The organism is Methylocystis sp. ATCC 49242 (assembly GCF_000188155.2).
GTDB lineage: Bacteria > Pseudomonadota > Alphaproteobacteria > Rhizobiales > Beijerinckiaceae > Methylocystis.
Map to the genome: position 1 here is coordinate 331,212 of NZ_KE124774.1, position 24,956 is coordinate 356,167.

26 protein-coding genes are annotated in these 24,956 nt (G+C 62.7%); 6 read left to right on the forward strand and 20 right to left on the reverse strand.

What is annotated here, in order from left to right; genetic code table 11:
• Nucleotides 1-4: 4 nt before the first annotated feature.
• From MET49242_RS03465 to MET49242_RS03470, 3 genes are read right to left on the reverse strand one after another with little or no spacing between them, the layout of a single operon-like run.
• Nucleotides 5-1,123: an AAA family ATPase gene (locus MET49242_RS03465; protein ID WP_158497243.1), complete on the reverse strand. Its 1,119-nt coding sequence runs from the start codon at nucleotides 1,121-1,123 to the stop codon at nucleotides 5-7.
• Nucleotides 1,113-1,259 (reverse strand): hypothetical protein, encoded by a 147-nt coding sequence (locus tag MET49242_RS25425; protein ID WP_158497244.1) that lies wholly within the window; start codon nucleotides 1,257-1,259, stop codon nucleotides 1,113-1,115. The genes MET49242_RS03465 and MET49242_RS25425 overlap by 11 nt, the downstream gene beginning before the upstream one ends.
• A complete protein-coding gene (locus MET49242_RS03470; protein WP_036280705.1) occupies nucleotides 1,256-1,528 on the reverse strand; it encodes a hypothetical protein in 273 nt (90 codons plus the stop codon). The genes MET49242_RS25425 and MET49242_RS03470 overlap by 4 nt, the downstream gene beginning before the upstream one ends.
• A 228-nt stretch (nucleotides 1,529-1,756) precedes the next feature.
• Here MET49242_RS03470 and MET49242_RS23895 point away from each other — a divergent pair, with 228 nt between their 5' ends.
• The gene (locus MET49242_RS23895) at nucleotides 1,757-2,011 is read left to right on the forward strand and encodes a helix-turn-helix domain-containing protein (RefSeq protein WP_036280707.1); all 255 of its coding nucleotides are present in this window, start codon (nucleotides 1,757-1,759) and stop codon (nucleotides 2,009-2,011) included.
• Between the two features lie 266 nt (nucleotides 2,012-2,277).
• On the opposite strand, the gene MET49242_RS03480 is transcribed toward MET49242_RS23895, so the two are convergent.
• The 9 genes from MET49242_RS03480 to MET49242_RS23900 all read right to left on the reverse strand — a co-directional run bounded on the left by MET49242_RS03480 (nucleotide 2,278) and on the right by MET49242_RS23900 (nucleotide 10,884).
• Nucleotides 2,278-4,887 (reverse strand): phage tail tape measure protein, encoded by a 2,610-nt coding sequence (locus tag MET49242_RS03480; protein WP_036280709.1) that lies wholly within the window; start codon nucleotides 4,885-4,887, stop codon nucleotides 2,278-2,280.
• A gap of 20 nt (nucleotides 4,888-4,907) precedes the next feature.
• Complete coding sequence (locus MET49242_RS03485) at nucleotides 4,908-5,414, reverse strand: hypothetical protein (protein WP_036280711.1); 507 nt, start codon at nucleotides 5,412-5,414, stop codon at nucleotides 4,908-4,910.
• Between the two features lie 291 nt (nucleotides 5,415-5,705).
• Nucleotides 5,706-6,074 (reverse strand): hypothetical protein, encoded by a 369-nt coding sequence (locus tag MET49242_RS03490; protein ID WP_144259447.1) that lies wholly within the window; start codon nucleotides 6,072-6,074, stop codon nucleotides 5,706-5,708.
• 9 nt (nucleotides 6,075-6,083) lie between these two features.
• Nucleotides 6,084-6,452 carry a hypothetical protein gene (locus MET49242_RS03495; protein ID WP_036280715.1) on the reverse strand — a complete coding sequence of 123 codons (369 nt, stop codon included), beginning with the start codon at nucleotides 6,450-6,452 and terminating at the stop codon, nucleotides 6,084-6,086.
• A gap of 15 nt (nucleotides 6,453-6,467) precedes the next feature.
• Nucleotides 6,468-7,493 (reverse strand): hypothetical protein, encoded by a 1,026-nt coding sequence (locus MET49242_RS03500; protein WP_036280717.1) that lies wholly within the window; start codon nucleotides 7,491-7,493, stop codon nucleotides 6,468-6,470.
• Between the two features lie 15 nt (nucleotides 7,494-7,508).
• Nucleotides 7,509-7,832, reverse strand: coding sequence for a hypothetical protein (locus tag MET49242_RS24705; RefSeq protein WP_144259448.1), 324 nt, complete (start codon nucleotides 7,830-7,832; stop codon nucleotides 7,509-7,511).
• 216 nt (nucleotides 7,833-8,048) lie between these two features.
• Nucleotides 8,049-8,282, reverse strand: coding sequence for a hypothetical protein (locus MET49242_RS03510; protein ID WP_036280721.1), 234 nt, complete (start codon nucleotides 8,280-8,282; stop codon nucleotides 8,049-8,051).
• Nucleotides 8,279-8,560 (reverse strand): hypothetical protein, encoded by a 282-nt coding sequence (locus MET49242_RS03515; RefSeq protein WP_036280723.1) that lies wholly within the window; start codon nucleotides 8,558-8,560, stop codon nucleotides 8,279-8,281. The genes MET49242_RS03510 and MET49242_RS03515 overlap by 4 nt, the downstream gene beginning before the upstream one ends.
• 158 nt (nucleotides 8,561-8,718) lie before the next feature.
• Nucleotides 8,719-10,884 (reverse strand): AAA family ATPase, encoded by a 2,166-nt coding sequence (locus tag MET49242_RS23900; protein ID WP_158497245.1) that lies wholly within the window; start codon nucleotides 10,882-10,884, stop codon nucleotides 8,719-8,721.
• Between the two features lie 95 nt (nucleotides 10,885-10,979).
• Here MET49242_RS23900 and MET49242_RS25430 point away from each other — a divergent pair, with 95 nt between their 5' ends.
• Nucleotides 10,980-11,321, forward strand: coding sequence for a hypothetical protein (locus MET49242_RS25430; protein ID WP_158497246.1), 342 nt, complete (start codon nucleotides 10,980-10,982; stop codon nucleotides 11,319-11,321).
• A 121-nt stretch (nucleotides 11,322-11,442) separates the two neighbouring features.
• Here MET49242_RS25430 and MET49242_RS03535 read toward each other — a convergent pair whose 3' ends face one another.
• Both MET49242_RS03535 and MET49242_RS03540 read right to left on the reverse strand, forming a co-directional pair.
• Nucleotides 11,443-11,649: a helix-turn-helix domain-containing protein gene (locus MET49242_RS03535; protein WP_036280729.1), complete on the reverse strand. Its 207-nt coding sequence runs from the start codon at nucleotides 11,647-11,649 to the stop codon at nucleotides 11,443-11,445.
• A 105-nt stretch (nucleotides 11,650-11,754) separates the two neighbouring features.
• Nucleotides 11,755-12,183: a hypothetical protein gene (locus MET49242_RS03540; protein WP_144259449.1), complete on the reverse strand. Its 429-nt coding sequence runs from the start codon at nucleotides 12,181-12,183 to the stop codon at nucleotides 11,755-11,757.
• Here MET49242_RS03540 and MET49242_RS25435 point away from each other — a divergent pair.
• Entirely contained in the window at nucleotides 12,178-12,330 is a 153-nt protein-coding gene (locus tag MET49242_RS25435; protein ID WP_158497247.1) for a hypothetical protein, read from the forward strand. The two genes, MET49242_RS03540 and MET49242_RS25435, sit on opposite strands and share 6 nt — an antisense overlap.
• Before the next feature lie 5 nt (nucleotides 12,331-12,335).
• Here the strand turns inward: MET49242_RS25435 and MET49242_RS03545 are convergent, their stop codons facing one another.
• The 4 genes from MET49242_RS03545 to dctA all read right to left on the reverse strand — a co-directional run bounded on the left by MET49242_RS03545 (nucleotide 12,336) and on the right by dctA (nucleotide 16,471).
• On the reverse strand, nucleotides 12,336-13,535 hold the full coding sequence (locus tag MET49242_RS03545; protein ID WP_371212517.1) for a tyrosine-type recombinase/integrase: 1,200 nt from the start codon (nucleotides 13,533-13,535) through the stop codon (nucleotides 12,336-12,338).
• Between the two features lie 547 nt (nucleotides 13,536-14,082).
• Nucleotides 14,083-14,472: a hypothetical protein gene (locus tag MET49242_RS03550; RefSeq protein WP_036280733.1), complete on the reverse strand. Its 390-nt coding sequence runs from the start codon at nucleotides 14,470-14,472 to the stop codon at nucleotides 14,083-14,085.
• A 9-nt stretch (nucleotides 14,473-14,481) separates the two neighbouring features.
• On the reverse strand, nucleotides 14,482-14,997 hold the full coding sequence (gene ssb / locus MET49242_RS03555; protein WP_036280735.1) for a single-stranded DNA-binding protein: 516 nt from the start codon (nucleotides 14,995-14,997) through the stop codon (nucleotides 14,482-14,484).
• 160 nt (nucleotides 14,998-15,157) lie between these two features.
• A complete protein-coding gene (gene dctA / locus MET49242_RS03560; RefSeq protein ID WP_036280737.1) occupies nucleotides 15,158-16,471 on the reverse strand; it encodes a C4-dicarboxylate transporter DctA in 1,314 nt (437 codons plus the stop codon).
• Nucleotides 16,472-16,595: 124 nt separating this feature from the next.
• Here dctA and uvrA point away from each other — a divergent pair, with 124 nt between their 5' ends.
• Nucleotides 16,596-19,613, forward strand: coding sequence for an excinuclease ABC subunit UvrA (gene uvrA / locus MET49242_RS03565; protein WP_051134444.1), 3,018 nt, complete (start codon nucleotides 16,596-16,598; stop codon nucleotides 19,611-19,613).
• Nucleotides 19,614-19,690: 77 nt separating this feature from the next.
• Entirely contained in the window at nucleotides 19,691-20,959 is a 1,269-nt protein-coding gene (locus MET49242_RS03570) for a hypothetical protein (protein WP_051133976.1), read from the forward strand.
• 84 nt (nucleotides 20,960-21,043) lie between these two features.
• Here the strand turns inward: MET49242_RS03570 and MET49242_RS03575 are convergent, their stop codons facing one another.
• Both MET49242_RS03575 and MET49242_RS03580 read right to left on the reverse strand, forming a co-directional pair.
• A complete protein-coding gene (locus MET49242_RS03575; protein ID WP_051133977.1) occupies nucleotides 21,044-22,240 on the reverse strand; it encodes an acyltransferase in 1,197 nt (398 codons plus the stop codon).
• A 95-nt stretch (nucleotides 22,241-22,335) separates the two neighbouring features.
• A complete protein-coding gene (locus MET49242_RS03580) occupies nucleotides 22,336-23,499 on the reverse strand; it encodes a glycosyltransferase family 4 protein (protein ID WP_084678864.1) in 1,164 nt (387 codons plus the stop codon).
• Between the two features lie 430 nt (nucleotides 23,500-23,929).
• Here MET49242_RS03580 and MET49242_RS03585 point away from each other — a divergent pair, with 430 nt between their 5' ends.
• On the forward strand, nucleotides 23,930-24,847 hold the full coding sequence (locus MET49242_RS03585; protein WP_036280740.1) for an outer membrane protein: 918 nt from the start codon (nucleotides 23,930-23,932) through the stop codon (nucleotides 24,845-24,847).
• Nucleotides 24,848-24,956: the final 109 nt, after the last annotated feature.

Here is a 24,956-nt window from a genome sequence, read left to right on the forward strand (position 1 = left end):
CCACCTATGGTTGAAGGCTCCACGTCCATTGCCCTTCCGGTCCGAATCCAGAGCGAGCCACCTTCACGCCAAGCGCCTTCTGCGCCCGCCTCACTGTCCGCCACGCCAGCCCATTCGCCTCGGCCGCCTCCTTCACGTCCTTCGCCGCCATCGGCCCGTCGGCAAGCAACGCCTTCAGGAACGTCTCGGCGTCGCTTTCGGCGCGCCCCTTGTCGTCGTCGGGCTCGCCAAGCAACTCGCGCGGGCTTCCCTTCACCGCTTCGCCCCATTCGACATAGGAGGTTTCGACGCCCGGATGCCCGACAATGCCCGTCTGGCATATTTCATAGGTGAAGCCATTGCCGTCGGGGCCGATGTTCGATTTCACGCGACAGACGATGCGCGGCGCTGGCCCGTCGTCCTCTGCCTTCTTCGCCGCCATCAGGACAATTCGCGCCACGGCGCCGAAGGCCAGCGAGCCGGAGAGGCGCTCCAGGGGCTCCCGTCCCGCCGAGCCTTTCGCGACATGCGTCACCCCGATCAGGGCCGCGTCCGTCGCCGCCGCAAGGTCCACGAGCGGCTGAAGCCCGCGCCTCGTTTCCGTGTTTTTGTGGCTGTCGCCGGTCACGGCGTTCACGATAGGGTCCACGATTATCAACGCCGCGCCTCCCGCCCGTTCGATCGCCGCCTGCAAGGGGCCAATGTCGCGGGAAGGATCGAAGGCGCGGGCGATATCGCCGCTGTAGACGCCGCCGACGAAGAAGATGCGCCGCATATCCGCGCCCGAGGCTATCAGGCGAGGAACAAGAGTGTCGGCGGGGTCATCCTCGCCGGACCAGATGACGACGTTGCCAATGGGCGCGTGTGAGCCGTCGGGCCATGCGCCACCCGTCGAGACGGTCGCGGACATGCGCAGGCAGATGGTGGTTTTCCCGGCGCCGGGCGAGCCGCCGATGATGTGCAGCTTGCCCTTCGCCATCCAGCCGGGCCAGAGCCAACGAATGGGCTCGGGCTCGATTGCGTCGGCGCGGACCAGTTCGACTTGTGGCGCGGCCGGAAGCCCGACGACGATGCGCGACCGGTCGCCGCGTTGCTCGTGATATTCGGCGGCGGCGGCCGCGAGAATTGCGGGGTCAACGGTCAACGATTTCCTCCACATCGTCGTCTTCTAGGTCCGCGTCGCCGTCCAACTGGTCGAGAAGGTCAAGCAGCAGGTCGACCACGGCTTCGAGGCGGTGGCGGAGGTTGCCGTCCAGTTCGACAAATAGGCGCTGGGTCACGGCTCCCTCCCGTCGCTAAAGATGCGCTCGATGCGCGGCTCGCCTCTCTCGCGCTTGGCCTTGTCTTGGTCTGTCAGGTTGTCGGACAGCTCTTCGAGGTCCGCCCGGACGAAGAAGATGAAGTCGCCAAGGGCGCCCGCCACGTCTTTTGAGAGCCCCGCGCCTTTGATGGCAAGGTCGAGCGCGATCAAGCGACATGCGGCCCGATCGAGAGCATCGATAATGTCGAGTTCCTCCAGCTCTTCGGTTTGCTGCGTCGCTTCAGTCACGGCGGCGGCCTCCCTTGATCGAGGCGACGGCCCGGCTCGCCTCATAGGCGACGAAGGCCAGCCAAAGCAGGCTGAAGGGGGCGAGGGCGAAATAAAAGGCGGGGTCCATTGGGCAAGCCTCCGGCGTTCGCGGAAATGGTGTTTCCGCGTTGTGTGGAATTGATGAGAAGTTGTTGGCCTGATATAAAATACTCAGTCGCGTTGCTTCGTCAATAGGAAATAATCGGCGTGATAAAATATAATCACATAACCGGGCGTCAGATAGCGGCGGCGCTTGGCCTTGCGCGCATGACACAGGCGGAATTGGCGAAGGCAGCCAACGTTTCCATTCCGACGATCGGCCGCATGATTGCCAGCGAAGGCCCAGCCGTAGGCATGGCCAATAACGTCGCCGCGATCCGCGCCGCCCTCGAGGCGGCGGGCGTCGAGTTCATTGCCGAAAATGGCGGCGGGCCAGGCGTGAGGCTGAAGAAGGCGGAATGAACGCCAGCTCGCCCTCATCGCGCTCGACCTCGAAAAGCTCTTCGCCGAAGACGCGAAGAAAAGGCAGGTCGCCGGGCTCAAGAAGGGCAATAGTCAAGATAAAGTCCCCGTTCCCGCAGACCTGCGGGAACAGACGACACGTCGCCAGAATGAATCCAGCGAACAGGCTGCGAAGGTCGTCGGCGCTTCCGGGCGCGGCGTCCAGATGGCGAAGAAGGTCGCGGCCCCACGATTTTCACTCCCCAAAATTGGGGAGTGGACTTTGCCTATTCGCCCTTCTGCGCCGACGCCGTGAAGTTGCGATTTTGCTCGGCCCGAATGGTGCCGATCTTCGCCGACGCGGCGCCAGCCGCCGCGCTCAAAGCGTTGACCTTGCCCGTCGCCCCCGACGCCGCCGCGCCGACCTGGTGAAGGAGCCCGAGTAAGGTTTGAACCTTGCCGATTCCCGCGTCTACGCTGCCCGTATCGACATGCGGCGCGACGGACAGGTTCAGCCCCTCGAACGCCGTGCGCGCGCCTTCCGCTGCGCCCTTCGCCGCCTCTGCGCTCGATGCGTCCACTTGCGGTGTCACTGTCGTGTTGAGTGCGGCGAAGCGATCGGACGCCCCCTCAATCGATCCCTTGAAGGCGTCGAGCGGCCCAACATCTACACGGGGCGTGACGACCATCTCCTGCGGAGGAATAGGCGGGATATCTTCGACCTTGGGAGTGACGCGAAGCTCTTGCGGCGTGAACGGCGGGACAGGCTCGACTTTCGGAGTGACGACCATCTCCTGCGCCGCAGGAGCTTGCGCCGCCGGGATCGGCCGCGCCTTCGCGTCCTCGCGCAACATGCGCGGGGCGAGCGTCGGGGCGGGCTTTGGTGGCAAGATCGCTTGTGGAGTAATGACAGGCGCCGCCGGCGGAACGCGCTCCACATCCTTCGCCCGGAGGCTCAGCGGGCGCACGGTGGGCGCGGCCGGCGCGGGCTTTTCGGCAGGCGCGGGTCGCTCCGCAACCGCAGCCGAATTTTCGCCCGTTTTGTCAACCGGCGCATGTCGCAGGCCGTGCGTGTAGCCGCCGGGCTGGCGCGGCGGCTGCGCCGTGATCTTCGTGCCAGGCAGTTCCAATTGCGCTTTCGCAGCGTCGAGTGCGCTGGCGTCGAGCGTGATCGGTATTCCCTGCATCTTGCGAAACGCCGGAAGGTTGCTCGCGCTTATGCCGCCGGCGACGCCCATCGGGCCAGCGTCCTTGCTCTTCGCCCAGTCCTTCGCCTTGACAGATATTTGCGGCAATTGCTGAAACACGGGACGGGGCGGCTCGGGAGCCGCCGGCGGCTGATTGATCTTCAGCCGCTTCTCCAAGTCAACCACGGACTCGCCGACAGGCGTGGCGCGGGAGCGGGCCTTCTCGCTCTCTTCGGTCGCCGCGCGCATCCGGTTTGCAGCCGACGCCCATTTATCGGCGATGCTGTCGAGCCACGGGAGAACAACCGGCTTCGCGGCCTGCGCGGCGATATCCAGAAGCGACTGCTTCAGCTTTTCGAGCTTCGCTTCGGTCGTCCCGGTTTCGATATCCATGGCGCCCTGCATGGATTTGCGCCACGTTCCGCCGCCAAGATAATCGAGCAGGCGAATGATCTCGGGAAGCGCTTGCTGCATGCGTGTGGCTTCGTCCCACCATTCGGCGCCTACCAGCGATTTCATGGTGCCGACGGAATTTTTCGCCTTTCCGACGCGCTCAAGGAGATCAATCATCGTCTCCATTGGCTTTGTCTGCATTCCTTCTTCGACTTGCTTGCCGGACAGTCCAATTTCCTTGAATGCAGCGGCCGCACCTTTCCCGAGCGTTGACGCGGTGCGCAGCTTCGACGTGAACGCTGTCAGAAACCGCGCCGCCACGTCGGTTTCCATCCCGACGCCGCGGAGGGCGGTCATCATCGCGAGGGCGTCATTCTCGCCGACGCCCGCCGCCTTCATGCCTGCCATGGCGCGCTGCGACATCGCGCCAATGTCTTTTTCAGCCGCCGCAGACACGTCGCCCAAGCCGTTGATCTTGTCGGCGAACACTTCGAGGTCTGCGATAGATTTGCCCGTCTGCGCCCTCACCTCGGTCAGCATCTGCGCAGCCTCACGGGCGCTAATGTCCCAAGCAGTCGAGACCTTCGCGCCAAGCAGGGCAAAGGCGTCCAAATCCTTATAGGCAACGCCCGACTGCCCGCCCTGCGCGAAGATGGCGGCCACATCCTGATAGCTCTTGCCGATGCTCGTCGAGACGTTCGCGATCTTGCGGTCGAGCGTTGACCAGCTATCGCCCGCGTCGAGCGTGACCTTCTTCTGAATTTCCGCGAACGCCTTGTTGCGGCTGATCGCCTCTTTGATCGCGACCGTGGAGACGCCGCCGACCGCCGCGCCAGCAACCGCCGCGCCGCCCATGCCAACCATCATGCCGGCCGCGCCCGGCAGGGCAAACGAGGCAACGTCGGACGCTTTTGCGCCGATACCGCTGAACCGGCCGACGCCATGCGTGGCAGATGCGGCGATGGCCTTGTTCAACGCTATCCGCTCGCGCACGGACGCCTTTGCCGCCGCGAGGATCTGCTTCTCCTTCGCGAGCATCATCGCGGGGCCCTTAGACGACCACGCTTGCGCGCCCATCGCCTGCTTTTGCGCCCGCGCATAGGCCAGCCATTCCGCGCGCACGTCGCGCAGCTCGGCGCCGGTGAGTTTCAAGCTCGCGAGCTGACGGCGAAACGGATCAGAGCCCGCCTTTCCCATGCCTTTGGCTACAGCCGCCGCCGCCTTCTCGGCGTCCTTGAGCGCCTGCGCGACCGTGCGCGCCGGCCGGGAAACGTCGTCAATGAGACGGACGGTTAAGGAGCTTGTGAGGGAAGCCATTGGTTATCCTTTCACCTGGTCTAAGGCGCCAATTCGTCCGCGCGCCGCTCAAAATCGGCTCGGGCTTCGTCGAGAGCCTCTTCAAGCCGCGCCTCGATCGTCTCTCGCAAGTTCAGATCGCGTGTGCACGCCGCCGGGACGCCCGCCAGCCGGGAGCGAAGCGAGCCAAGGATGTCGGAAAAGACAGGCTCGATTTCCGTCATAGGGATGAGCTCGCCTTGTTTGATGGCGACGCGGAGGCGGATTTCTTCGGCGCGTGCTCTTTGGACTTCGGCGGCCGCTTCAGATTTCGACGTCTTCTTCGACTCGGTCTTCAAATTCTCGGTATAGGCGGCAATCACTTCGCCGATCGGGACAACGCCGGGCCCCTCCTTCGTCACGCGGCCATCCGTGCATAGCTGGCGCACCCACCTGTCCGTCACGCCAAGCAAATCGGCGGCGTTCCGAATTGTGACGAGCGTGCGGCTATGGATCGTCTGAATGGCCCGTTCCGCCGGTCCCGTCGCCCCTCTTTTTCGTGTCGTCATCGGGCAATCCCCATTGTTTTATCGACCTTTTCGATAGACTAGACCGGAACGGAACCGGAAAAATCAAAAAATCGAATATAATCAACGATCGGGGTCGCCGCCCGCAGGTGGCCGAAAAAATGGCCAAAAGGAACCATCAATTATTTCAATTACTTAGCCGATGCTGGTTGCGGAATGGCTCAGCATATGCTTGCAATGGCAAAGGCAATGCTTGTTCGGCGGCGGCTGGGATGAGCGCGCCCCGGCCGCCGCCTTCGCCACGGGTGATCTAAGTCCGTGGCGAATCCTCTGTTAGCGTCCGTGCGAGATAATAGCCCCGGCCTGGCGGGCCCCGATCGAAGACGACGACACCATCGTGCGCAGGGCGCCGATGGCCTGTTCGGCGCTCATCTCCGTCTCGAAGGCGAGGTGCCGCGCCGCTGCCTCTCGTCCGCGTGCGGCGTCGCTCGTCAAGATTGCGGTTATGCGGGCGCGCTCGTCCTTTGCCCCAAGTGTAAGCCCCTCCGCGAAGCCGGCCTCGCGGCCCTCCGCGAGCCCCGTCAATTTTCCGTCGAGAAAGCCCTGGTCAAATGACCCGTCGTCGTGCGCTTGCTGCAATCCCTCGGCGCGACCGAGTGCGCGTTGACGTTCGAGTTCTTCGCCGTCGTAAAGTTTGCTCATTTTCATCTCCTATTGTGTCTTGATAAGTTGCTTGATCGTGATCATGCCCGCTGCGACGACTGACGGGCCTTCATTCGGGACAACCCGGATCTGATAAAAGTATTTGCCCGGAATGGTCTTCGTGTCTTCTTCCTCGAAGTAGACGTAAAGCACCCACCATTGAACGCCGCCGATGTTCTCTTGCAGGACAGACGCCCCTGACGCCGGAGACGATTTCGACAGAACTGGAACGCCATCGAGCGTCGCCGCCATCCTGAAATGCCCGACCGGGCTCGTGAGCGCCGCCGGGGCGAGCCCGGTTCCATCGGCAAGGGGGAATCGAAGGGTGACGCGGTCGCCAGCGTAAAACGAAACATTCTGGTTTTCCCTCGCGCCCATTTCCGATCCCCTTGATCAGCTATCGCGCGGCGCCGGCGCGGTGTCGGAGAGGCCCAAAACCGCCCTCGGATCGCATTCGGGGCGGCGATGGATTGTGAGACCGGCTTCCTGCGCCGCCGCGATCAACGATTCCTCGTCGCGCTCGGCGGCGAGAATTGCGGATTTGCACTGCGCGGTTTTCTTCGCGCGGGTCTCGGGCGAAAGCGCCGATGCGTCGTCGGAATTTTCGTCAATCTCGCGTTCGATCGCGGCGATGAGCGAGTCGCGGTGCAGCCAACAAAACATCGACTCAGTGTCTGTGACGCGATGAAACGGCAGGGAGACCATCTTCCCCTCGACTGCGACGGCGCCGCCGCCCGCGATGACAGTGGGAAATTCGAACGGTCGGCCAGCTTCGATCGAGATAAGCGTGTTCGGCCGGCCGCGCTCGGCGAGGGCTTCGATTTTTGTCCGCGCCATCTGTTTTGCGACGCTCGAATGAATAGGTGCGTCGGCGACCGCCTGCGCGTCCTCGCGCAATTTTTCCAATTGCTTGCGCACGCGCGCGACCGCCTGCTGATGAGTCTCGCCCTTGCCGAGCGTCGCGGCAACAGGCGGAGCTGCCTCGACCGGGTCGCTCAGGCGCTTGATATAACTTTCGAGGGTCTCGCGCACGGCGGCGAGGTGACGCCATTTCGCCGCGCGCTCGTCATACGCGGCCTGCAAGCGATCGATTTCCGCTGTCAGTTTCGCGATTTTTTCGCGTTCGCGGACGATCGCGGGGTCGTCTTCGCGATGTGCGCGACCATCATGGCGCCCGTTAATGTAAGAGCCGATCCACACTTCAGAGCGCTGGCGCTTTTCGCGCAATTCGGTCAGCTCGTCTTGCAAAGGTCGCAACACCGCGTGCGCGTCGGACGCCTCACGCCGGATTGATCGGAGCTTGTCTGCGGCGGGAGGAGGAAGGCGGTCGATCGGATCGGCGACGAATGTCGGATTGGAGCCCTTGCCGGGCTCGCGGACTTCGGCGGACTCGGTGCGGAAGGGGTTGAGAAAGTTCATGTGGGCCTCGTTAGTTCACATCAACTTGCGCCGACTCCATCGCCAAGAAAACCCCGTCGCGCTCGCCAAATTCGCCAAATTCGCCAACGCCGGATTTTTTCTAAGAAACGCACGCAAGCCTCGTTCCGAAAACTGCCAACTACCGGTCGGTAGTTTCCATCCGAAACCGTGCTGACGTGCGTCGCGGTAGAGTGATGAGAACGATCGTTTAGCGATCCTCGAGGCCTCGTTAGTTGAGAGCGTGCGATCCGGCTTCGCGGTAGACTTTTCCCTCGCTTCGAGTTCGTCGGCGAGCTGCGCGGCGAGGCGGGCCAGCTCTCGAAGTTCATCGGCGTTCATTGCGCGTCCCCCGATTGCGGCCACAGGGGACCGCTGGCGAGTTTTTCGATGTGTGCGCTAGCGTGGTAGCGGGCGCTCGCGTTTCGCGCACGAGCGGGTCGTTTTTGGCGATCTGGCGCAGGGCGAATGCGATCTCGGCGCGCTCCTCGAAAAAGGAATGCGGATCGCGGCGAGATGGGGAGAGGCGCTCCACGCGCGCGGCGAGTTCGGAAAGCGTCATCTCATTTCCTCCTCGACGACGGTCATGACGGCCTTTTGCAACTCGAGCATCGTGTCGGGGTCCGGCCGGTCGAAGGTCGCGAGCATCTCGCGGGCGCACTGTCTCGATCGGGCGGCGATTAGTGCGTTGTTCGCGTCATCCGGGAGATGGGCGACGACGCGCTCGACGACGGCGAGCCTGAATGCGAGGCTCGCGGTGAGGTCGCGTGTGAGCGGCGGCCGGCGGGTCATCCGAGCACCTCGATGCGGTCGGCGCGAAGGTCGAGGCGAAGGCGCGGACTGTGAGAGCTGTCGTCGATACGGAAGCTCGGGACGCCGACGACGCGGACGCGCTGGCCAGGTCGTAGGGCCATGGCGGCGGCGCGCACCGCGTCTTCGACCGCGACGACGTTCCAGCTCCGCCCCTGCTTCTCCCGCGCCACGAGTTTGGCGAAAGGCCTCCCGTCGAAGCGGGCCTCGATCCGGGCGAGTGAGTGGACGAAGGCGGTAACTTCAGCTTGACAGCTCATCGGCGGCTCCTGATTTTATTGTTAAGGTCGCGTCCGCACCTTCCGCACCTTAGGTGCGGATGAAGTGCGGAGGGTTCGGCAAAACCGCATCCGCCGCACCTCCCTTATAGGGGTGCGGGGTGCGGTGCGGATGCGAGGCGCGGGAAGTAAGGTGCGGATCATGCGCGCACCCCGACGGTGATGTATTGCCTGTCTCGGCCGTCGCGCGGGCTATGACGGGCCTCAATTTTCAGCACGCCGTTTTTTAGCCAAACCTTGAGCAGCGATTTGACACGCGCCTTGTCGGCTGCGTTCTCGATATCCAGGCAGAGCGCTTCGGCGACGGCGCGACCGGCCCAGTTGGCCGCCTGCACGTTTGCGGCATGCTCGCCCTCCGCGAGGGCGTCCTGCACCTTGCGCAAGTCGTCAGTGCATAGGCCGTCAAGCGCGTCCGGCCACTGCCACGGCGTCACGACGCCAACCATGTCGCCCTCCCGCATTCCGCCGTTGCCGAGCGGCACGGACACCATTCGAAACCAGTCTGACCCTTCCGGCGGCGGCGCCAGGTTTGCCTTTCCGTTGTCGGCGCGAAAGTAAAGTTTGTGATTATCAACTCCGGCGCGTGCGCCCTCGTCTTCTGTCATCGAATTAAGGACGCGCGCCGATCGCACCGCTCCGAGCAGCGCGGACGCGCCGCGAGCGTGTTCGACCGTCACCTCTCCGCCGCCGGTCTTGCGTGAGTGATGCACCAGCTCGATCGCGCAGCCGGTTTCGTCGGCGATCTTCGCCCAGGCCTTCACAACCGCGTCGATTGCGCCGTTATCGTTCTCGACGACGCGGTGACACGACACAAACGGGTCGATGCGCAACACGTCGATGCGGCAGTCACTGATCGCCTGCTTTACGGCTGAGACGACGGGCGTAGCGATGGTGAAGCCGTTGCGCTCGGCGCGAGCAATGATGATTTCTTGGTCGCGCCCCGAGTCGAGGAAGAGCCGCCCGCCGATCTCTTCGGGTCGCACGTGATAATGCAGACAGATCGCCGCGATGCGCCTTTCCAGCTCTTCGAGAGGATCCTCGCCGTTCCACGACCAAACACTCAGCTCCGATTCAATGCTTTGACCGAGGATCGACCGCCCGCTCGTCATCGCCACGTCTTCAGCGAGCCCGAGAGCGGACTTTCCGACGCCTGGAAGCGCAATGGTCGAAGAAACGAATTTGCGGATCAGGCGGCGACCGTAGAGCCATTGGCGCATGGGGATGGTCGCCGGGTCGCGCCAAACGAACGGCGTCGGGCGAATGATGCGCGGATGCAACGCCTGATTTGCTTGTGGCTGCGACAAAATCTCGCCCGTCTCGGCGTCGGCCACCACGCCGTCCTGGACGATCGTCGCGCGAGGTTTTGGCCCGAGAAGAGATTGCCCGAAGTCGGCGCCGCTCTCGTCGAGACGAAGCCAATCCGCCACGGCGCGCCCGATCGCGTCGCCGAACGTGTCGCACAATGTCGGTAAGCCGGAAAATTGCGACCCCGAATTTGCGCGCGCATGCGTGCTTCTGATCGCCGCCTGAAAGTCTCTCACGTCTTCGTCGTCGACGGCGCGGGCGAGCGCTTCAGCGAATAGCTTGCTCTCGCTCTCAGAAAATCCGGCGCGGACCAAGACGCCGCCGACAGCAAGGCGCGCGTCATGGCGAGCGCCATGCGCCGGCCAATGCCGCGCGAGAAGCGAACATGCGGCGAGGCGCTCGACGCGACGCAAAAGGTCGTCGCATTCGACGCGCGCAGGCTCGCCGTCACATCCCGGCTCCCAAGCGATCGGCTCGCTTGTGTCTTCGTGTGCCGAGCCCGGAAAGACTGTCTGGACTTTCGGCCCAAGCCGCAAATCGACAAGGCGCGCCTTTGCGCCACGCTCCTTGGCGATCGGATCGTCAAAGTAGACGTTGGCGGAAAGATTTACACTAGCTGAGTTAGTGTAATAGAGCCAATGCGACGCGCGCGCCGTCTCGCGACCGAAGATCGCTGCGGTTTTTTGAAGAAAATACGGCGCGGCCGCGATGGCTTCGCGGCAATCCAGATCAACGTCAACTAGTCCGCCAGAGACTTCGCCGAGCGCCACGCCGATGTTGCATGGCGCGCCGTTAAAATAGCGTGACGCCTCGTCGGCGCTGATCCGGAGGTCCGTCCAGCCGGGGAGTGATGGCGCTTTCGATCGGAAGCTAATCGGGATCGGCGACCAGCCGCGCTCGATGTAGTCGAGCGCGACGGCGAGGGGCGACGGGGCGTCGTCAGTCGGCGCGGGAGGCGGCGACGGCTGGCGACGCCAGGGGGGCGAGGGCGCGAGCGTCATTTTTGCCCCCACGAAAGACTCGTCGAAACCGATCGCGGAGCCCTCACGCGACGACGCGGGACAACGGCGAGCATTTGACGCAACACCGTGACTATATGCGGACCTTCGGCGACCATCTCGACAAACGCGACGAAAAAGGAATCTTCCTCGATCCTTGCGAGCAGTGCGCGGTCTTCGTCGTCTTTTCCCAACAGGACGACCGCACGGTCGCGATATCGGAAAGCTCGAATAACTTCGCCGTCTGTGCAGGACATGTGCTCGATTATGCCACTCAGAAAGAGGCGGATTCCGCGCCGTCTGGCGAGCGTTCTGGTCGTTTCGAAAGATGTTTTTGCGGTCATCACGCCACCCCCTCAAATGCGAGGCTCGCGACCGCCGCAGCCATCGTAGGAGTGAGGCGGAAACGGCGCGCGAGGAAGGCGACGCGGATTTCTTGAATGGACGGAAGGCTTGCGCTATTTGAAACATCGAAAGCGCCAGCCAGCCTTTCGACGTTCCGACGCCCGCTTCCCGCATTCCGCCGGATTGCGGGCGTCTCCGCATTCGGAGGCGCCATTCTCAAGCGACCTTCGCCGTCTTATCGGCGTCGCCGGCCTTCTTCAAATACTTCTCGAGTAGAGCCTCGGCGTCCTGGCGGCGAATCAGAGTTTTTGACGCGATCTTCACGACTGGAAGATCGCCAGAATTTATCAGCTCATACGTGAGGGTTTTGCCGATCTTTGCCCAAGCGCAAAATTCGGAAACCGTGAACGCGCCGCTATCCATTTCGCTCGCTCCTTCCGCCCGGACAATTCCGAACGTGGGCAAAAGTTGGCGAGCTTTTCGCGCGGCGTCTAAGGGACACAACGCCGTGAAATTTGGCGTTATGTCTTAGGTCTTTCTTTGCAATGCCTTAGCAATTGCGGCGTCTGAAATTTCAACGCCGGCCGCAGTGAAAATGTGGCGGCAAAAATTCAGAAACCCGCCCGAATGAACTTCGGTCTCGGGGTCGTATGTGACGCTTGCCCGGCTTCCAAAACGATAGAGGAAAGCGCCCGCCAATGTCTGGCGGACGAAGTGCGCAAAACCGCGATCGGTCTTCGCGGCCACATCATAATTTGCCGCCTCATGCCGAAATTGCTTCTCGGCTTTTTCGAGCGCGGAGATCATTTCGCTCGCGCGCAATGCCGAATAATCGCCGAGAGCCGGCGAGTATCCGTAGGTATCGACAAATGCGCTCAATTTCTGCGCCAGCGCCGCCGCTTGTTTTTCGATGTGCTTCGCGGCGTCCCGCCGCTTTGATTGGGCGCCCTGTTGCACGCGAAAATTTATCCGTTGTGCCTCGGCGACAAGGAAGCCGCAGTGCTCTCCGAAGGCGCGATGTGTGCAATTCACAAGGGCGATGCCGACGGCTTCTTCGGCGCGCCGCCCCTGCGCCTCGAATGTGGCGGCGTCTTCGCGATCTAGGTCGATCATTCGCGAGTGACCTTGAACTGAAGAATGTCAGCGCCGCCGGCCGCTTTAGGTTCGATGTAGCTCGCCCACGTTTCCATGAGCGCCCGGCGCTTCTCCAAGGCGTCGCCGCGCCGGTAGGCTTGTTCCGCCTTGTCGCCAACAACGTGCGCCAGCGCGGCCTCGGCAACCTCGCGCGGAAAGTTAGTTTCGTTTCCGGCCCAGTCGCGGAAAGCGGAACGGAAGCCGTGAACCGTGACGTCGGTATCTCCTATCTGTTTCACCAAATTCCACATCGCGGCATGGCACATTGCTCCGCCGCGCGCGCGGCCGGGAAAGACATGACTGCCGATTTGCGTCGCAGACAGCTTTTCGAGAATTTCCAGGGCCCGGCCCGAGAGTGGAACGCGATGTTCGCGCCCGGCTTTCATACGCTCGGCGGGAATCGTCCATACCCGGCCCGCCGTGTCGATTTCCGACCATTGCGCGCCTAGCACTTCGCCGCTTCTTGCGGCCGTGAGGATCGCGAATTCGAGGGCCAGCGCGGCGACGCTTTCACGGTCGCGCAGCTTGACGACGAAGGCCGGAACATCCTCGTATGGGAGCGCCGCATGATGAGCCCGCGCAAGCCGCCCCCGCTTCGGCAAAAGGTGCGCCAGATGGCCACGCCATCGCGCCGGATTCTCGCCCGATCGCAGCCCCTGCGCCTTGGCAGCGTCCAAGACTGATTCGATTCGTCCCCGCAGGCGCGATGCTGTTTCCGGCGTCGCATGCCACATAGGCGTTAGGACGGCGAGAATCGCACCCGTGTCGACCTCGTCAACCGGGATCTGGCGCAGCGGCGCGGCGATATGCGATAGCGCTTGGCGCCATTGGTCTCGATGCTTCTCACTCCCCCACTGGATTGCCTTCGATTCGATAAACCGATCGGCAATCTCTCCGAACGTCGGCTTGGCCTCACTGGCGCGCCTCGCCTCCCGCCGGACCTCGATCGGGTTGCGGCCGGAACGCAGGATCCGGCGGGCCTCGTCTCTGGCGCCCCGCGCTTCGGCGAGGGTCACGCCTTCGTCAAAGCTCCCGAGCCCCATTTCAGGGCGCCTGCCTCTGAAGGAAAACCGAAAAACCCATGTCTTGCGCCCCGACTCGCTGACGCAAAGATAGAGCCCGCCGCCGTCCGGGTAGAGCCCAGGTCCGGCCGTCTGCACCTTGCGCGCGGTCAATCTTCCGATCAATTCAGCGCCCCGCCAGTTGGTCCCCCATGTAAACACGAATTTAGGCGCATCGCGGCGAACGCGCAAGAACGGTCACGGCCGGAATACACAAGGAATCAGTTGATTGGACGAACGCCCAAAAACGCCTGCGAACGCCAGTTGAGCGGATAACGCGTCCGATCATTTTACCCGCTCGTCTGTCAACAGGCGGCGCCGCTAATGGCGGCGCCTTCGCTGGTTTTCCGCCGGTTTCAGCCCCGCCGAGGCGCGGCTGAGACACAGCTTGTGACGTGCGAGAGTGTTAGCGTTTCCTTAACGAATCCTTCCGCCGATATTTGAAACTTCGAGACAATTGAAACTAGTTTTGACGCATCTGCCCTTAAGGTTAAGTCCGGCGGCGCCGCGCGGGACCCGCAGGCAGGCGTTGTGTTGACAAATATGTATACATGTCCAATGGTTTGCCTAGCCCGATCCGGGTAGCTTGCTTGCGCCGATCCGCGCGAGCGGCCGGGGTCCGGACGCCTGTAGCGATCTCGCCATTTTCTGTTGAAACGCGCTACCGGACGCCGCTGTCGCAACGGATTGTGATTTCCGTAAAGGCTCCGGGCGCCACGACAATCGGCTCATTGCTCTGGCAGCGCGGCAGGATGGTCGTGGAGCGTATCTGATAGCGTCCGGGCGGCAGCGCGATTTCGAACCGTCCCTCGGCGTTCGAGGAAAACTTCCAGCTGCGCCGGGACCCCGCAAGGCTCTCCACTATCAGAGAAGCGGCGAACTTCCTCTCGGCGCATCCCGGCTCGGGCGGAAAGGACTCGGCGCCACAACGAGGCCCCAGGGCGACGAGTCCGCGAATTCCCTGCGCGCCGGGCTGGGCCGCCATCCCCGTCGTCGTGACCGCCGCAAAAGCAAGGGCGAGCGCGACACGGAAACGACGGCCTGAAAACATGACCTTCTCCTAGAACGGAATATCGTCGTCGAGCTGGTCGGAGAGCCGGCCGGCGGGGGCTGACGGGCGCCGCTCGGCGGGGGCCCGCTCCATTGGCGACGAGCGTCCAAAGGAGCCGCCGCCGCTCTGGCCGTAGCCGCCGCCCTCATAGTCGCCCTCGCCGCGGCCGCCGCCCTTGCTGTCGAGGAGGGTCATCTCGCCCCTGAAGCGCGGCACGACGACCTCGGTCACCTTGCGCTGATTGCCGTCCTTGTCCGTATATTCGCGGGTCTGCAGCTGGCCTTCGAGATAGATCTTGGCGCCCTTGCGGCAATATTGCTCGGCGATCTTGCCCAGCGCCTCATTGAAGATCTGGACATTGTGCCACTCGGTGCGGTCCTTGCGTTCGCCGGTCGCCTTGTCGCGCCAGGACTCGGTCGTTGCGAGCGAGAAGGAAACGACGCGGTCGCCGGAAGGAAAGGTCCGCACCTCGGGGTCGCGGCCCAGATTGCCGACCAGAATGACCTTGTTGACGCTGCCCGCCATGACTCTCTCCAATTGCTGAGATGCGCGGCACTCTAGTCCAATCGAGGACAATCTGGCGCACGCCCGCGCCTTGTCCACAGATCATCCATGCGCAGCGCCCTTGCACAGCCGATATGTTCCTTTTTTGTTCTAGCAGCCCGGGTCTGGCGGCGCAAGCGCGTCATTCCGTCGAGACGGCGGTTTCCACGTTCGACGGGTCTATCCGCCGTTTCAGCCCTTCCTGCAGCTTGTCGCGGTCCAGCTCGCCCTCCCAGGCGGAAACGACGATCGTCGCCACGCCATTGCCGATGAAATTGGTCAGCGCGCGGCACTCCGCCATGAACTTGTCGATGCCGAGCACCAGCGACATGCCCGGCGCGAGCTGCGGATCGACGGCGGCGAGCGTCGCGGCGAGGGTGACGAAGCCCGCCCCGGAGACCCCGCTCGCGCCCTTGGAGGTCAGCATGGCGACGACGAGGATCGTCGCCTGATGCGCGAAATCCAGCTCGACGCCCATCGCCCGCGCGATGAAAAGCGTCGTCAGCGTCATGTAGATGTTCGTGCCGTCGAGATTGAAGGAGTAGCCGGTCGGCACGACCAGCCCAACGACCGGCTTGGAGCAGCCGAGCCGCTCCAGCTTCTCCATCAGCGGGGGCAGGGCGCTCTCGGATGAAGAAGTGCCGAGAACGATGAGGATTTCATCCTTAAGATAGGCAAGCAGCCGAAAGATGTTGAAGCCGACAGTCGCGGCGATGAGCCCAAGCACGACGGCGATGAAAAGCGCCGCCGTCAGATAGAAGGAGCCGATCAGTCCCGCGAGCGACAGCAATGCGGCGGAGCCATATTTGCCGACCGTATAGGCCATGGCCCCGAAGGCGCCGACGGGCGCGGCTTTCATCACGATGGCGATGACGCCGAACATGGCGTGGCCGGCGTCGTCGACGAATGTGCGCATGCCCCGGCCGCGCTCGCCCAGCGTCAGCAGCGCGAAGCCGAACAGAAGGGAGAAGAGCAGCACCTGCAATATTTCTCCCCTGGCGAAAGCGCCGATCGCGCTGTCGGGGATGATGTCGAGAACGAAATCCACGCCGCTGCGCTTTGCGGCGAGTTCCGTATATTTCGTAATGGCGGAGGGGTCCGGCTTGCCGGCGAAGCCCGCGCCGGCTTTCAGAATATTGCCGACGAGAAGGCCGATGACGAGCGCGAAAGTCGAGACAATCTCGAAATAAATCAGCGCTTTGACCCCGACGCGGCCGACTTTTCTGGCGTCCTCTATGTGCGCGACGCCCGAGACGACCGTGCAGAAGATGATCGGCGCGATCACCATCTTGATGAGCTTGATGAAACCGTCGCCGAGCGCCTTCACCCATTCCTGCGCGGCGGTCTGGGGCGCCAGCCAGCCGAACAGCGCGCCGAGCAGAATGGCGACAAGCACCTGGACATAGAGGTGGTGGTGGAGGGGCTTTTTCGCCGGGGCGGTGGACTGCGCTGTCATGGCGCCGCTGATAGGCCCGGCGGGACGACAGGGCAACTGCAAGCAAGGTGGATTTGCGGCGCGGTCCGTGGCAGGAAAGGCGCAGGCGTCGGGCGCCGGCGCCGATCATGCAAGTTCTCAAGACATGGCGAGCAGCACAAGGAAATCCGCCCAGGTGGTGGAGAAGGTTTTTTCCGACTCGAAGACCATCGCCATTCGTGGCGCGCGCGAGCACAATCTCAAGAATGTCGATCTGACGATCCCGCGCGACAAATTCGTGGTGTTCACGGGCCTGTCCGGCTCGGGCAAGTCGTCGCTCGCCTTCGACACGATCTACGCCGAGGGGCAGCGCCGTTACGTCGAGTCGCTCTCCGCATACGCCCGGCAGTTTCTGGAGATGATGCAGAAGCCGGACGTCGACCAGATCGACGGGCTCTCGCCGGCGATTTCCATCGAGCAGAAGACGACATCGAAAAATCCGCGCTCCACCGTCGGCACCGTGACGGAAATTCACGATTACATGCGCCTCCTGTGGGCGCGCGTCGGCGTTCCTTATTCGCCGGCGACGGGACTGCCCATCGAGAGCCAGACCGTCTCGCAGATGGTCGACCGCGTGCTGGCTCTGCCGGAAGGTTCGCGGCTCTATCTGCTCGCGCCCGTCGTGCGCGGCCGCAAGGGCGAATACAAAAAGGAGATCGCGGAATATGCGCGGCGCGGCTTCCAGCGCCTCAAGATCGACGGGGCTTTTTGCGAGATCGCCGACGCGCCGCCGCTCGACAAGAAACTGAAACACGACATCGACGTGGTGGTGGACCGCATCGTCGTGCGCAAGGACATGTCTGCGCGGCTTGCCGACAGTTTCGAAATGGCGCTCGATCTGTCACAGGGCCTCGCGGTGATCGAATTCGCGGACAACAAGTCGGGCGAGACAGCGAAGACGCTCGCGCCGGCGCCGGCGTCGGCCGCCAATGTCTCGACGCATTATGCGCCCGGACACATCCTGTTCTCGTCGAAGTTCGCTTGCCCCGTTTCCGGTTTCACCATCCCCGAGATCGAGCCGCGTCTCTTCTCCTTCAACAATCCTTTCGGCGCCTGTCCGACCTGCGGCGGCATCGGCCATGAGCAGAAGGTCGACGCCGATCTCGTCGTGCCCAATCCGCGGCTGACCTTGCGCAAGGGCGCCGTCGCCCCTTGGGCGAAATCCACCTCGCCCTATTACATGCAGACGCTGGAGGCGCTCGGCAGGCATTACAAGTTCCGCCTCGACACGCCGTGGGAGGATCTGCCCGAGAAGGCGAAGAACGTCATTCTCTTCGGTTCAGGCAAGGAAGAGATCAAATTCTCCTATGACGACAGTTTCCGCGCCTATGACGTGAAGAAGCCGTTCGAGGGCGTCGTCATCAATCTGGAGCGGCGCTATCTCGAAACCGACAGCGAATGGGCGCGCGAGGAGATCGGGCGTTTCATGTCGGCGACGCCATGTCTCGCCTGCGAAGGCTTTCGCCTGAAGCCGGAGGCGCTCGCGGTGAAGATCGCCGGCAAGCATATCGGCGAAGTGTCGGAGCTTTCGGTGCGCATGGCGCTCGACTGGTTCTCGAAGCTGCCGGGCGAACTCGACAAGAAGCGCAATGAGATCGCCTTTCGCATCCTCAAGGAAATCCGCGACCGGCTCACCTTCCTCGTCGACGTCGGTCTCGATTATCTGACGCTTTCGCGCAACTCCGGCACGCTGTCGGGTGGCGAGAGCCAGCGAATCCGTCTTGCCTCGCAGATCGGCTCGGGTCTGACCGGCGTGCTTTACGTGCTCGACGAGCCGTCGATCGGCTTGCATCAGCGCGACAATGACAGGCTGCTCGACACGCTGCGCCGGCTGCGCAATCTCGGCAACAGCGTCATCGTCGTGGAGCATGACGAGGACGCGATCCTCGCGGCCGATTATGTCGTCGATGTCGGCCCCGGCGCGGGCATCCATGGCGGCAAGATCGTCGCGCAGGGCACGCCGCAGGAGATCATGGACAATCCTGCCTCGCTTACGGGGCAATATCTCACCGGCGCGAAGCAGGTGCGCCTCGCGCACAAACTTCGCCAGCCGACGCCGGGCCGCTGGCTGAAGCTCTTCGGCGCGCGCGGCAACAATCTCAAGAATGTCACCGCGCAAATTCCGCTCGGGCTGTTCACGGCCGTCACCGGCGTTTCCGGGGGCGGCAAGTCGACGCTCGTCATCGAGACGCTCTACAAGGCCGTCGCGCGACGCCTCAACAATGCGCATGAGGTTCCGGCGCCGCATGACCGGCTCGAAGGTCTCGAGCATATCGACAAGATCATCGACATCGACCAGTCGCCGATCGGCCGCACGCCGCGTTCAAACCCCGCGACCTATACGGGCGCCTTCACGCCGATCCGCGAATGGTTCGCAGGGCTGCCGGAGGCCAAGGCGCGCGGCTACGCGCCGGGGCGCTTCTCCTTCAATGTGAAGGGCGGACGCTGCGAGGCCTGCCAGGGCGACGGCGTCATCAAGATCGAGATGCACTTCCTGCCGGACGTCTATGTCACCTGCGACGTCTGCAAGGGCAAGCGCTACGACCGCGAAACGCTGGAAGTGAAATATCGCGAAAAGTCCATCGCCGACGTGCTCGACATGACGGTGGAGGAGGCGGCCAATCTGTTCAAGGCCGTCCCGGCGATCCGGGACAAGATGGAGACCCTGAAGCGCGTCGGGCTCGATTACATCCATGTCGGGCAGCAGGCGACGACGCTTTCGGGCGGCGAGGCGCAGCGCGTGAAGCTTTCAAAAGAACTGTCGCGCCGCTCGACCGGCCGCACGCTCTATATCCTCGACGAGCCGACGACCGGACTTCATTTCCACGACGTCGCCAAACTCCTGGAAGTGCTGCACGAGCTGGTGGAGCAGGGCAATACGGTGGTGGTGATCGAGCATAATCTCGAAGTCATCAAGACGGCGGACTGGATCATCGACATGGGTCCGGAGGGCGGCGACGGCGGCGGCGAGATCGTGGCGGCGGGCCCGCCCTCGGAGATCATCAAGGAAAAGCGCAGCCACACGGGCCGCTATCTGGCCGAGGCGATGGCGCGGCGGCCCGCGCCGACGACAAAGGGCGACAAGACCAAAACTCCCACGAAGCGCGGCGCGAAGGCGGTTTGAGGTTGAGTCTTCCTTAACCATGCGCACATTACTAAAGCGGAGCAATTTGCGCGAACAGCACACTCGCGGCGTCACTCATGACCTTCGAACAGCCGATGCCCGCGGGGGGGCGCCTGGTCGTCAACTATGCCGCAATCGTCAATGCGATGCTATTGCTGCTGGTGTCGCTCGGGTCGTTCACCTTCATCGAGCCGTCGCCTTACGACCTCGTCCTTGTGGCGTTCTTCGGCGTCTGGCTGCTAAGCGGCTTTCGGGTTCACAGTAGCATCATTCCACTGGCGGCGCTGGTCGTCCTCGGCAATCTGATGTCTTTCATTTCAATCATACCGTGGTTTCACGTGGATGATTCCTTTATATACTGGGCGCAATCGCTTTATCTCTCCATCACCGTCATTTTTTTCGCGGTCCTGTTCGGGGAGGACGGACTCAGGCGATCCGACCTACTTTTGCGGGGCTATCTGATCAGTTGCATCGTCGCGGCGGTGGTTGGCGTCATCGGCTGGCTGGATATTGGCGGTACGGCCGTCTATTTCAGCCCGGAAGGGCGCGCGATGGGTCCGTTCAAGGATCCTAACGTCTTCGGTTCGTATCTGATCGCCGGCTACCTGTTCCTCCTCCAGCGGATGTTGCTTGGGCTAACGAAGGGCGTGATCGGCGTCACCCTGTCGCTGGCGACGATCCTTCTGCTGCTCTCCGGCGTCTTTCTTTCATTCTCGCGCGGCTCATGGGGCGCCGCCGCGACGGCGACGGTTCTGATGTCTGCGATGACTTATTACATCGCCGAGGGGGCGGGGGCCCGGCGTCGGCTCGTCGTCATCTTCGCGATCGTGGTCGCTGCAGCCGTCGCAGCCTTGCTTGTCGCGCTCTCAATCGAGCAGGTACGCGACGTCTTTCTCGTGCGCGCGTCGTTGAGCCAGGATTATGATGTGGGCGAGACAGGCAGGTTCGGCAACCAGTTGCGGTCGCTGCCGATGCTGCTCGAGCTTCCTTTCGGCATGGGGCCGTTGCGGTTCAGATCCTTCTTCGGCCTTGATCCGCACAATTCATATATCGGCGCCTTCGCCAACGCCGGATGGCTTGGGGGCTTCGCCTTCCTTTTCCTCATCGGCGTGAGCACATTTGTCGGCTTTCGCCTGTGCTTCGCGCCGTCGCCGTTCCGTCGCAACGCGCAAGTGGTGTTCATCGCGTTATTGATGTTTTTCCTGCAGGGCTTCCAGATCGACATCGACCACTGGCGCTTCGTCTATCTGCTGATGGGCGGCGTCTGGGGTCTGGAAGCCGCGCGACTGCGCTGGCTGGAGAAAGTTTCCGCGCAAGAGCAGAACGCGCCGCCGGCGCGGGCGTGAAGGGAAAGTCCGCCGCTGCGGTTCCAGATGAAAAGACGCGCCCGGACAGGCGCGTCACGTTGCGGAGGCCGCGAGCGTCGCGCCTCATTCCGCCGGCGTCGCGATATTTTCCATTTCCGCCGGCTTCCTGCGCGCGCCGCCGACAAATCGCTTCAGGCTCAGGGCCGGTTTTTCGATCCATGTCCAGGACGCCCATGCGAAGATCGACGTTAGCAGCAACGCGCTGCTCATGATGATCGCCTTCTTTGGATAGGCGCCAAGCGATTCCATATGCGGCAGAAGGAAGAACACGAGCGCCTGTGTGATCGGATAGCCATACAGATATATGCCGTAGGACAGGTCGACCTTCAGCAATCTGTCGAACAACGGGAAAGGGGTCATCCCGACATAGATGATGCAATAGGCGAGCGCGAGACCGGCAAGCGCGTCATTGGCTTTTGCGAGCATCAGTACGTAATAGACGCCGCCGCAGATGAGGAATGTCCAGCGGTTCAATGGAATGTGCCGGGCATAGACCCACATGGCGACGCCGACGACAAAGAGATAGACGATCAGCCATGACGAAAAGCGGGTGGTGTCCTGGCGCGTGGAGAGTCCGAACCAGCCGAGCGCGACGGACAGAACGATCGACGCGGTGACGGCGAGGAAGAGCCAAAGAAACTCCTTCGTCCTGTAAACGACGCCTGTCAGCATCATGGCCGTCATGATGGCGTAGCAGTAGAATTCCGGCGGCAGCGTCCAGAGATTGACGTTGACGAGATCGGCGACGGGATTGGTCCTGAAGACGCCCGGCAATTCGTAGGACACGAAGCCGAAGATGTTGCCGAAATAACGCAGGAACAACGGATCGCCGAAATAGGTGCCAAGCGCATAGCTCGTCACGAGCGGCCCGAGAACGAAGGCCGACAGCATGACCTCCGAACTCAGCGCGGGCACGATGCGCAAGATGCGGAAAGTCAGAAACTGGCGGACATTGCGCGTGCGGAACGCGCTGCCCGCGACGAGAAAGCCGCTGAGTACGAAAAAGGATCCGACGAGCGAAAACAGGAACGGGCGGAGGAGTTCGATGATCGACTGCCGGAGGAAGGCGCTGTCGCCGCCCTGGAATAGCCGGTCGAGAGTCGCGACCGCGTCGCCCTTCGTGACCAATGGCGCAATTTCGCCGCCGACGGTCAGGATCGAGGCATGATGCAACAGTATAACCACAGAGAGGGCGTGGCGAACGAAATGGAACCCCGGACCCTTCCCGCCGTTTTTTTCCAGAGCGGACTCGAGATTCATGGCGCGCCTCCCTTGAGCTTGACAATAGCGGGCAAGGATGTGCGCTCGGCGTAAAGAAGCGTTTAATGGGCGCTGTCGCTCCAGCGCCCGAATTTCTATTTGATGGCCCGCGCCGCGATTGCGTCGCGATAACCCTGCAGGATCTGGTCGACCATGGTCGATATTGAGAAGCGCGCGGCGACGAATTCGGCGAGCCTCCCGGCGTTGTCGCGCTGCTCCTGCGGCGGTTCATCAAGCGCTTGCCGCAGGGCGTCGGCAAGAATTGCCGGGTCGTCCGCGGCAATCAGCCGATCCTTGTAGGGGCCGAAAATCTCTGACATGCCGCCGACATTCGTGGCTACGAGCGGTATGCGCGCGCCGGCGGCCTCCAGCACGATATAGGGAAGGGACTCGAAGCGGCTCGGCACGACCATTACCTTGCCCAGCGCAAAGGCTGCGCGCGCCGGCATCGACGATTTGACGCTCAACAGACTCGCGACGCCCGCGCGCCGGGCGCGCGCCTCCAGCGCCGCGCGCTCGGGGCCATCCCCCACGAGAAGCGTCTTCGGCCTGATGTTTTTCTCCGCAAGCAGAGCCAGCGCGTCGATCAGCGTGTCGAGGCCCTTGGCGGAGCGGAATTCGCCGACATAGAGCAGGTCAGCGGCGTCGGCCTGCGGCGCGACGGGTTCCAGTTCCGCCTCGGAAATCCCGTTCGGAATGATCCGCGCCAAATGGTGCGGATGCCCGACGAAGGTCTCGAAGCGCCCGGCGATGAAAGCGCTCTCGAAGAGCAGCGCATCGGTGCGATAAGAAAGCAGCTGCTCCGTCGCCATGAAGAGCTTGTGGCTCAGCGAGCCATTGCGATAATTCAGACTGCCGCCATGGGGCGTATAGACGCGGATCGGGCTCGCGCGGCCGGACATCAGTCCGCTGCTGCGCGCGAAGAGGCCGCCTTTCGAGCCGTGCCCATGCACGACGTCCGGGCGCATCTTATTGAGGCGCCTGTTGATCGCGAGCAGGGCGGTTACGTCCGAAGGATGCGGCAGACGATGAATCGGCAGCCGCATCAGCCCGAGGTCGAGGCGCGGCGACAGCGCGGCGAGTTGCCGCTCCGCCATTTCGCCGCCCGTCAGCGAGTCCGCGATCACGCCGACCTGATGGCCGCGCGCGATCTGCTCGGAGGAAAGGTCGAGCACGTGGCGGAACAGCCCGCCGACCGGCGCGCGAAGCACATGCATGATGCGCAGGGGGCCATTCGAACCGGGCGCATTTTGCAGCACCGAGGACTCCCTTTCCTTCTCGACACCGGGCGCGTGTCGCTTCGATGGCGGAATGTCAGACCTTGATCCGGCGTGAGCTTCGCAGGACGCCGTTAATGTCTGATGAAGCCGACGCGATATGGCTCGAGCGCGAAACTATTTCGGCGGCGCGGATTTTCAGGAACTCGAATCGGGCCATCGATTTGGCCTGCAGCTGAAGCTTAAATATAAGATAGAATAGGTCCGTTATGATTTGTGTAATTTTCTCAAAATGTAAAGCTTAAGTCGTTGTCATTTATACAACACCTAGCCTAAAAACATATTCTAAAACACGTTTTTAGAATTTTTACATTGAAGACGCGCAATTCTTGAGCGACGTTGACAAACAGTTTTGCGGGCCCTCGGCCGTGGGGACCACAAGACTTTGGGCTTTTCCAAGGGGTGAATACATATGAAAAGAACCGCCATTTCTCTATCGGCGCTGGTTCTGGTCGTCTCCGCCGGCGCCGCTCTCGCCGCCGACCTCCCGTCCTACAAGGCGCCTCTGCCGCCGCCTCCGCCCCCTCCGCCGATGTGGACGGGTTTCTATGTCGGCTTGAACGCCGGCGGCATGTGGTCGAACAGCAGCGTCACAAATCTTACGACGATTCCGGGCTTCATCAATTTCGGCGGGGTCAGCCCGCTGGGCCTCAATCACGCGATTTCGGCCGCGGTGGGCGCCAATGCGGCCATTCCCACGAACACGAGCGGCTTCATCGGCGGCGGCCAGATTGGCTACAACTGGCAGTTCGGCGGATCCTTCCTCGCCGGCATCGAGGCTGACATTCAGGGCGTCGCCGGTTCGAACAGCAATTCCACGGTGACGACCATCGCGACGGGCGCCGGCTTCCCGGCCAATCCGACGATGACGACGATGACCGCGTCGCGCCGTCTCGACTATATCGGCACGGTTCGCGGCCGCCTCGGCTGGCTGTTCACCCCGACGCTGCTCGTTTACGGCACAGGCGGTCTTGCGTATGGCGGCGTGACGTCGAATGTGAGCCTCGTTGGCGCGGAAACGCCCGCCGCCGGCCCGAACAACGGCGTCTGGTTCTCGAACGGGGCTTTCTCAGACACGCGCGTCGGCTGGACGGCTGGCGGCGGCGTCGAGTGGATGTTCATGCCGAACTGGTCCGCGAAGGTCGAATATCTCTACTATGATCTCGGCCGCGTGACCTATGCGATGGCCCCGATCGTTCAGACCTTCCCGGCGGCGCCCTATTGGACGCATTTCCCCGGCGCTTCGACCCGCTTCAACGGCAATATTGTCCGCGCCGGCCTGAACTATCACTTCAACTGGGGCGTGGCTCCAGTGATCGCGAAATATTGATCCGCGATCTTCGGTCGCCCGCCGGATTCGTGGCCTCGTAACCGGTGGGCGAATCAAAAGAGAAGCCCGGTCCTCTGAGACCGGGCTTTTCCATTTTCGTTTTGGAGCG